Raw genomic sequence first — 6,973 nt, forward strand, 5'->3', positions numbered from 1 at the left:
ACGGAACAGGAAGCACGGAACAGGGAGCAAGGAAGGGGAGCGCGGAGGCGGCTAGAGGGACTCGCTCGCCGCATCCATCGCCGCCGCGCACTCGGAGAGCGCCTCCTGGGCCCACTCGCGCTGCTGAGCGGTGCCGAGGAGGTCCGCCCACCGCGCGGCCTCGGTGAATGAGGCGAAGGCGGCGTCGAGGTTGTCCTCGTCGAAGTAGCGCCAGCCGAGATTGCTGTGCAGCGACACGAGCCAGCGTTTCGTGCGGTCGTCGGGGGAGGCCTCCGCGAGGTTTACCGCGCGAGCCGTCCAGTCCTCGGCGCCGGGCGCATCGACGATCGCGAGCATGTGCAACGCATCGATCAGCAGGAATTCGGCGCCCAGGCGACCGGCGATCGTGGCGGCCTGGCGGAACAGTCCGGCGGCGGACTCCGGATGTCCCGAGCTGTTCATGACGCGGCCGGACTCGAGGAGCACCCGCACCCCCACGATCGGATCCGACTCGTCCGGGATCTCGATCAGCAGCGCGGCCGCCTCGTCGAACCTGCCCTGAAGCCCGATCGCGCGCGCGAGCTGGGTGGTGAGTTCGGCCCGCTCCGTGTCGTCCCACGGGCCGCCCTGCTCGAGCTCGACCCGGAACCGGGCCTCCGACGCCGCGGGATCGCCGAACTCCCAGATTTCGTCGAGCGTGGGTTGGTCGATCATCCAGCACTCTCCCTTGTTGATCGTCTCCAGCCTAGGGCCGCGTCAGCGGGTACGGGCGAAGTCTTCGATCGCGGCGAGCAGGCCGGGGGCGCCGGCGAACAGGTGCCCCGTGATGCCGATCGAGCGGGCACCCGCGACATTCTCCGGCAGGTCGTCGGCGAAGAACGCGTCGCTCGCCGGCACGTCGTAGCGGGCGAGCACCGCCTTGAACACCTCCGGGTCCGGTTTGCGCGCCCCGTAGTCCGACGACGTGAAGAGGTGGTCGCCGAAGACGGGTACGAGCTCGGGGGCGAGGGAGCGCAGGTGGCGCGAGGTGAGTGGCCCGTTGTTGGTGAGCAGCGTGACCCGGCCGAGCTCGGCCGCACGCCGCACGGCGGCGATGGAGTCCGCCCACGGCGTCATGGCCGCGCCCCTCACGCGCACCCAGTCCGCCTCGTCCACGTCGATGCCGACGGCCGCGTTGAACGCGGCGAGGTAGTCGTCCGCGCTGCCGATCCGGCCGGCCTCGGCCGCCAATTCGCCCTCGGCGTGCCACCAGCGCTCACGCAGCTCGGCGAGGGAGAGTCCGGTGAGACCGGTCATCCCCTCCATCCGCCGACGCCAGTCGTAGTCGTAGAGCACGTCATCCATGTCGAAGATGAAGAGCAGCATCACTTCTTCCTCGCGGCGAATCGCTCGATGGCCTCGTGCAGACCGTCGAGTTGCGGCACGCGGTCACGGTAGACGAGGTGGTGGGTGTGGATGCCGACGGATGCCGCGCCGGCCACGTTCGCGGCGGAGTCGTCGATGAAGAAGGTGTCCTCCGGTCGCGCGTCGAAGCGTCCGAGGGCGAGTTCGAAGGCCTGCGGGTCGGGCTTGCGCACACCGAGCTCGCAGCTCACCAGCCGGTTCTCGCCCACGATGGCCACGACATCCGGTGCGAGGACGGGCAGCGATTCTGCGAACACCGATGGGTTGTTCGAGAGCAGGCAGACCGTGCCTATCGATGCGGCGTGGCGCAGGGCGTCGATGCTGCCCGGGATGCGGGTGCTGGCGAGTGCACGTGCCTGCTGCCACTGCTCGAGGGTGATCACGGCGCCCGTGACCCGCCCGTACTCGGCGAGGTATTCCGCCGCCGTCGGCCACTCGCCCGATTCGGCGCGGATCTCGAATCCGCCCTCCCACCAGGTCTTGGCGAGGTGGTACTGGCTCAGCCCGCTCGCGATGCTCAGCGCCGGCAGTCGCTTTCGGGAGTCGTATGCATAGAGGGTCTTGTCGAAATCGAAGAAATACAGGTCCACCGGGCTCCACTCGCAGCTACCAGTATCTCAGCCGACACCGAGCCGGCCGCGCGGAGCCTCAGCGGGGCTGTCAGGCCGGCCGAAGTAGGATGGCTACCGACATGGCGACGATCTTCGACTGCTCGGACCCCACCGGGCTTCTCACTGGCATGCGCCTCGCGAGGGTCGCTATCGGCCGAGGCGAGCTCGTGGTGCTGCCCACAGACACGGTGTACGGCCTCGCGGCCGACGCGTTCAGCCCGGAGGCGGTGCAGCGGCTCCTCGATGCGAAGGGCCGCACCCGCCAGTCGCCCCCTCCGGTGCTCATCCCCGGGATTCCCACCCTCGACGCCCTCGCGGAGGCCGTGCCGGACGAGGTCCGGGCACTCGTCGCCGAGTTCTGGCCCGGCGGGCTCACCGTGATCCTGCCCGCCCGTGAGTCCCTCAAGTGGGACCTGGGAGACACCGACGGCACGGTCGCCCTGCGGATGCCGAACAACTTCTACGCGCTCGAGCTGCTCTCCGAGACGGGCCCGCTCGCGGTCTCGTCGGCGAACCTCACCGGGGAACAGGCCGCGACCACGGTGCAGGATGCCGAGCGCATGCTGGGCGAGAGCGTGAGCGTGTACCTCGACGGCGGAGAGGCCGGCACCGACTACGAGGCCGGGGCGGGAACCGGGTCGACCATCGTCGATGCGACCGGACTGTTGACCGAGGGCGGCACACTGCGCATCGTGCGACACGGGGTGATCTCCGAAGAGGCCATCAACGCCGTGCTCGACTCGGTGCGGGAGTCGGGGACGACCGAGTCCGGGGAAGGCCCCTCGTGAGGATCATCTACTACGTGGCCGCCGGCGGCCTCTCGGCCGTGGTGACCTTCGGCCTCTCGATCCTCATCGCACGCCTGGGCATGAAGTATCGGCTGTACCCGGCGATCCGCGAGCGCGACGTGCACAAGCGACCAACGCCCCGGCTGGGCGGCGTCGCCATGTTCCTCGGCATCCTCATCGCGTTCGGCGTCGCGTCGCAGCTGCCGCAATTCCACCTCATCTTCGCCAAACCCGGCCCGATCTTCGCGATCCTTGGCGCGGCCCTCATCATCGTGTTGATCGGGGTGGCCGACGACATCTGGGATCTGGACTGGGTCACGAAGCTCGCCGGCCAGATCATCGCCGCCGGCCTGCTCGCGTGGCAGGGTGTTCAGCTCACGTCGCTGCCGATCGTGGGGGGCATCGTCGTACTCTCGTCGTACACGGGGCTGATCGTCACGGTGCTCGCGATCGTGCTGGTGATGAACGCCATCAACTTCATCGACGGGCTGGACGGCCTCGTCGCGGGTGTGGCCATCATCGCCAACGGTGTCTTCTTCATCTACAGCTGGATCCTCGCCACGAATATTGCCCAAACGGAATACTTCAACCTCGCGTCGCTCATCACGGCGGTGCTCATCGGCGCCTGCGTGGGGTTCCTGCCGCTCAACTGGCATCCGGCGAAGCTCTTCATGGGTGACGCGGGCGCCCTGCTCGTCGGCCTCCTGATGGCGACCTCGGCCATCTCGGTCACGGGTTCGGTGGATGTCGGACAGCTCACCTTCGCCAAACAGCTCGTGCCGGCGTTCATCCCCATCCTGCTGCCGTTCGCCATCCTGATCGTGCCGCTGCTCGACTTCGGCCTCGCCGTCTTCCGCCGCCTGCGCGCCGGCAAGTCACCGTTCAGCGCCGATCGTAAGCACCTTCACCACCGCCTGCTCGACATGGGGCACACCGACATTCCGGCGGTGCTCATCTTCTACGCCTGGACCACGGTCGTGGCGGTCGGTTGCCTGCTCTTCCTCTTCATGCCTGCGGCGCGGGCCCTCACCTTCATCGCGATCGGCCTGGTCGTCTGCACCGTGGTCACCCTGTCGCCGCTCACCAGGCGCAAGGCCGTGGAGACGGCCGTGCAGTTGGCGAGCCCCGAAGACGACGTGCCGGCGGTTGCCGCCCGCCTCGACCCGCTCGATGCGGCGGCCGACATGATCTCGATCGGAACCGACACCGCAGAGACGGATGCCGCCCAAGACGCGGCACTCGATGCCCTGAAGAAGAAGGAAGCCACATGAGCGCCGTCCCCATCCTCAAGCGGATCCTCGCCTACGGGGGCATCCTCGCGGTCGTCATCGCGGTCGTCGGCTCGGTCATCGGCCTCATCGTCGCCGGGGGGAGCGGGGTGTTGAGCGCCCTCATCGGCACCGCGATGGCCGTCGTGTTCCTCGGAATCACGGCGGCGAGCATCGTCGTGGCCACCCGCATCGCCCGGGGCGACTTTCTCAGCGTGGCCTTCTTCGGCATCGTGATGGGGGCGTGGCTTCTCAAGTTCGTGCTGTTCCTCGTGCTCGTCTTCCTGCTCAAGGACCAGCCCTGGATCCAGTCCACGATTCTTTTCCTCAGTCTCGTCGTCGCGGTGCTCGGTACCCTCGTGGTCGACGTCGTCGTGATCGCCCGCTCCCGCCTGCCCTATGTGAGCGATGTGCGTCTTCCCGGGGATGCCGCAGAGGCCTCGCCGAGGGGCGAACAGGCCAAATAACGATTCTGGCCACCTTCATTCTGTTGATAGAGTGAGAACGAACGCCCCCCCTTTCCATCGCCGCGTGATCACATGCCCCGATTCTGGAGATAGCGCTGTTATCTAACGCTCTCAATCTGCTCCTCCCTTCTGCCAATGACGGCGGCGGCGGTGGCTTCGTCGGGCCCAACATCGGCGAATTCTTCCCTCCCGTCGTGCTGTTCGCCGGTACCTACGTCGAGCTCAACCGCGTCATGCTCATCCGCATCATCACGACCATCGTGATCGTGCTGGTGTTCTGGCTCGCCACCCGCAACCTGAAGATCGTGCCAGGACGCGGGCAGTCGCTCATCGAGATGGGACTCGACTTCGTTCGGGTCGGCATCGCCGAAGACCTGCTCGGCAAGAAGGACGGCCGTCGCTTCCTGCCGATCCTCACCACCTTCTTCTTCATGATCCTGGCGATGAACCTCACCGGCACCATCCCGGGGTTCAACATCGCCGGCACCTCCGTGATCGGCGTTCCGCTTCTGCTGGCCGGCATCGCCTACTTCACCTGGATCTATGCCGGATTGCGCAAGCACCCGGGCAAGTTCCTGCGCAACGCGCTCTTCCCGCCCGGCGTGCCGTGGGTGCTCTACATCATCGTGACCCCGATCGAGGTGCTCTCGACCTTCATCGTGAGGCCGATCACCCACACGCTCCGACTTCTCATGAACATGATCGTCGGCCATCTGCTGCTCGTTCTGTTCTTCCTCGCCACCTCGTTCTTCTTCTTCGAGGCACCGGGGCTCTTCAAACTGTTCGGCATCGGGACGCTCGCCTTCGGGTTCGTCTTCACACTGTTCGAACTCCTTGTCGCGGTGTTGCAGGCGTACGTCTTCACCATCTTGACCGCTGTCTATCTCCAGCTCGCGCTGGCAGACGAGCACTAATCGGATCGGGCGACCGCCCGCTTCACCATCACGGAAGGAATCACAACGTGGACACCACCACCGTCGCCGCCCTGAGCGGAAACATCGCGACGATCGGATACGGCCTCGCGGCCATCGGCCCGGCCATCGGCGTGGGCATCGTCGTCGGTAAGACGATCGAGTCCGTCGCGCGCCAGCCCGAACTGCAGGGTCGCCTCACGGTGCTCATGTACATCGGTATCGCGTTCACCGAGGCGCTGGCCTTCATCGGCATCGCCACGTACTTCATCTTCACTACCGGCCAGTAATGCTCCGTACAGTCTTCTCGGCAGCTGCTGAGGCTCAACACAATCCATTGATTCCGGGCATTCCGGACCTCATCTGGTCCGCCGTGTGCTTCATCGTGTTGCTCGTCTTCTTCTGGAAGAAGATCCTGCCGTCGGTGCAGCAGAACTTGGATTCCCGTGCCGAGGTGATCGAGGGCGGAATCAAGAAGGCGGAGATCGCGCAAGCGGAGGCCGCCGCCGCCCTGGAGAAGTACACCGAGCAGCTGGCCGAGGCACGCGCCGAGGCCGGCAACATTCGCGAGCAGGCTCGCCAGGATGGCGTCAAGATCCTGAACGAGCTCAAGGAGCAGGCGGCCGCCGAGGCCGCCCGCGTCACCGCGAGCGCTTCTGCGCAGATCGAGGCGGAGCGCCAGTCGGCTCTCGTGTCGCTGCGTGCCGAGGTCGGATCGCTCGCGATCGACCTCGCGTCCGGCGTGATCGGGCAGAGCCTGTCCGACGACGCGAAGGCGGCAAGCCTGGTCGACCAGTTCCTGGCCGACCTCGAGAAGTCAGAGAACAGCGCGAAGCCGGAGTCGGTGAACTAAGCATGGGATCAGCAACCAGGGAAGCCCTCGCCGCCTCACGGGCGAAGCTGTCGTCCGCGGGCACGGCCAACCTGGCGACGGCCGACGAGCTGTTCTCGGCCGGCCGGATCATCGGCGGGTCGGCGCAGCTCATCTCGATGCTCTCCGACACGTCGACGGATGCCGCGGACAAGCGGTCCATCCTCTCGGCGGTCTTCGGCAGCAACCTCAGTGAGGCCACGCTCGAGTTGCTCGGCACCGTGGTCTCGCACCGCTGGTCGAGCACCGACGATCTGCTCGCGGGAATCGAGGAGCTCGGACTGCGGGCGGCGGCGGATTCCGCCCCGGCCACCGTCAACATCGACGCGGAACTCTTCGCGTTCGGCACGGCGGTCTCGTCGGACTCCGAACTCGAGCTCGCCGTGAGCAGCAAGCTCGGCAGCCCGGAGTCGAAGGTGGCTCTCGTGGAGGCGCTCCTGGTCGGGAAGGCGTCCCCGCAGACGCTCTCGATCGTGCGTCACCTCATGCAGCAGCCTCGCGGCCGCCGCATCGGCGAACTGCTGCGCACCGCTGCCGCCATCGTGGCCGACCAGTCGGGCCTCGCGGTCGCGACGATCACGAGTGCCACCGCCATCCGCGCGGTTCAGCTCGAGCGACTGCAGAAGGGCCTCGCGGCCAAGTTCGGGCAAGCGCTCAAGTTCAACCTGGTCGTC

Annotated in this window: 10 protein-coding genes; 7 read left to right on the forward strand and 3 right to left on the reverse strand. The window is 66.9% G+C overall.

Features of this window, described 5'->3' with window-relative positions:
* Positions 1-51: 51 nt before the first annotated feature.
* Genes ACHZD8_RS03305 through ACHZD8_RS03315 form a run of 3 tightly spaced genes read right to left on the reverse strand, consistent with a single transcriptional unit; the run spans position 52 to position 1,973 of the window.
* Positions 52-693, reverse strand: coding sequence for a hypothetical protein (locus ACHZD8_RS03305; protein ID WP_394768713.1), 642 nt, complete (start codon positions 691-693; stop codon positions 52-54).
* A gap of 42 nt (positions 694-735) precedes the next feature.
* Positions 736-1,344, reverse strand: coding sequence for an HAD family hydrolase (locus ACHZD8_RS03310; RefSeq protein ID WP_394768714.1), 609 nt, complete (start codon positions 1,342-1,344; stop codon positions 736-738).
* Positions 1,344-1,973: an HAD family hydrolase gene (locus ACHZD8_RS03315; protein ID WP_394768716.1), complete on the reverse strand. Its 630-nt coding sequence runs from the start codon at positions 1,971-1,973 to the stop codon at positions 1,344-1,346. Before ACHZD8_RS03315 ends, ACHZD8_RS03310 begins: the two co-directional genes overlap by 1 nt.
* Before the next feature lie 101 nt (positions 1,974-2,074).
* On the opposite strand from ACHZD8_RS03315, the gene ACHZD8_RS03320 reads away from it, so the two are divergent.
* The 7 genes from ACHZD8_RS03320 to ACHZD8_RS03350 form a co-directional block, all read left to right on the forward strand.
* On the forward strand, positions 2,075-2,782 hold the full coding sequence (locus ACHZD8_RS03320; RefSeq protein ID WP_394768717.1) for an L-threonylcarbamoyladenylate synthase: 708 nt from the start codon (positions 2,075-2,077) through the stop codon (positions 2,780-2,782).
* A 2-nt stretch (positions 2,783-2,784) separates the two neighbouring features.
* Positions 2,785-4,053, forward strand: coding sequence for an MraY family glycosyltransferase (locus tag ACHZD8_RS03325; RefSeq protein WP_394768724.1), 1,269 nt, complete (start codon positions 2,785-2,787; stop codon positions 4,051-4,053).
* On the forward strand, positions 4,050-4,517 hold the full coding sequence (locus ACHZD8_RS03330; protein WP_394768718.1) for a hypothetical protein: 468 nt from the start codon (positions 4,050-4,052) through the stop codon (positions 4,515-4,517). Before ACHZD8_RS03325 ends, ACHZD8_RS03330 begins: the two co-directional genes overlap by 4 nt.
* A 194-nt stretch (positions 4,518-4,711) precedes the next feature.
* Entirely contained in the window at positions 4,712-5,431 is a 720-nt protein-coding gene (gene atpB / locus ACHZD8_RS03335; protein ID WP_394768720.1) for a F0F1 ATP synthase subunit A, read from the forward strand.
* Between the two features lie 47 nt (positions 5,432-5,478).
* On the forward strand, positions 5,479-5,718 hold the full coding sequence (gene atpE / locus ACHZD8_RS03340; RefSeq protein ID WP_147784898.1) for an ATP synthase F0 subunit C: 240 nt from the start codon (positions 5,479-5,481) through the stop codon (positions 5,716-5,718).
* Positions 5,718-6,281 (forward strand): F0F1 ATP synthase subunit B, encoded by a 564-nt coding sequence (locus tag ACHZD8_RS03345; protein ID WP_394768721.1) that lies wholly within the window; start codon positions 5,718-5,720, stop codon positions 6,279-6,281. Before atpE ends, ACHZD8_RS03345 begins: the two co-directional genes overlap by 1 nt.
* A gap of 2 nt (positions 6,282-6,283) precedes the next feature.
* The coding region (locus ACHZD8_RS03350) for a F0F1 ATP synthase subunit delta (RefSeq protein ID WP_394768722.1) at positions 6,284-6,973 on the forward strand (690 nt) is incomplete at its 3' end.

Source organism: Lacisediminihabitans sp. (assembly GCF_043726815.1).
In the GTDB taxonomy this organism is placed as follows: domain Bacteria; phylum Actinomycetota; class Actinomycetes; order Actinomycetales; family Microbacteriaceae; genus Lacisediminihabitans.

What these genes read in the sequence shown, in the direction of transcription:
- ACHZD8_RS03305 (WP_394768713.1), bottom strand. Translation starts at nt 693, where the DNA reads ATGATCGACCAACCCACGCTCGACGAAATCTGGGAGTTCGGCGATCCC.
- ACHZD8_RS03310 (WP_394768714.1), bottom strand. Translation starts at nt 1,344, where the DNA reads ATGCTGCTCTTCATCTTCGACATGGATGACGTGCTCTACGACTACGAC.
- ACHZD8_RS03320 (WP_394768717.1), top strand. Translation starts at nt 2,075, where the DNA reads ATGGCGACGATCTTCGACTGCTCGGACCCCACCGGGCTTCTCACTGGC.
- ACHZD8_RS03330 (WP_394768718.1), top strand. Translation starts at nt 4,050, where the DNA reads ATGAGCGCCGTCCCCATCCTCAAGCGGATCCTCGCCTACGGGGGCATC.
- ACHZD8_RS03345 (WP_394768721.1), top strand. Translation starts at nt 5,718, where the DNA reads ATGCTCCGTACAGTCTTCTCGGCAGCTGCTGAGGCTCAACACAATCCA.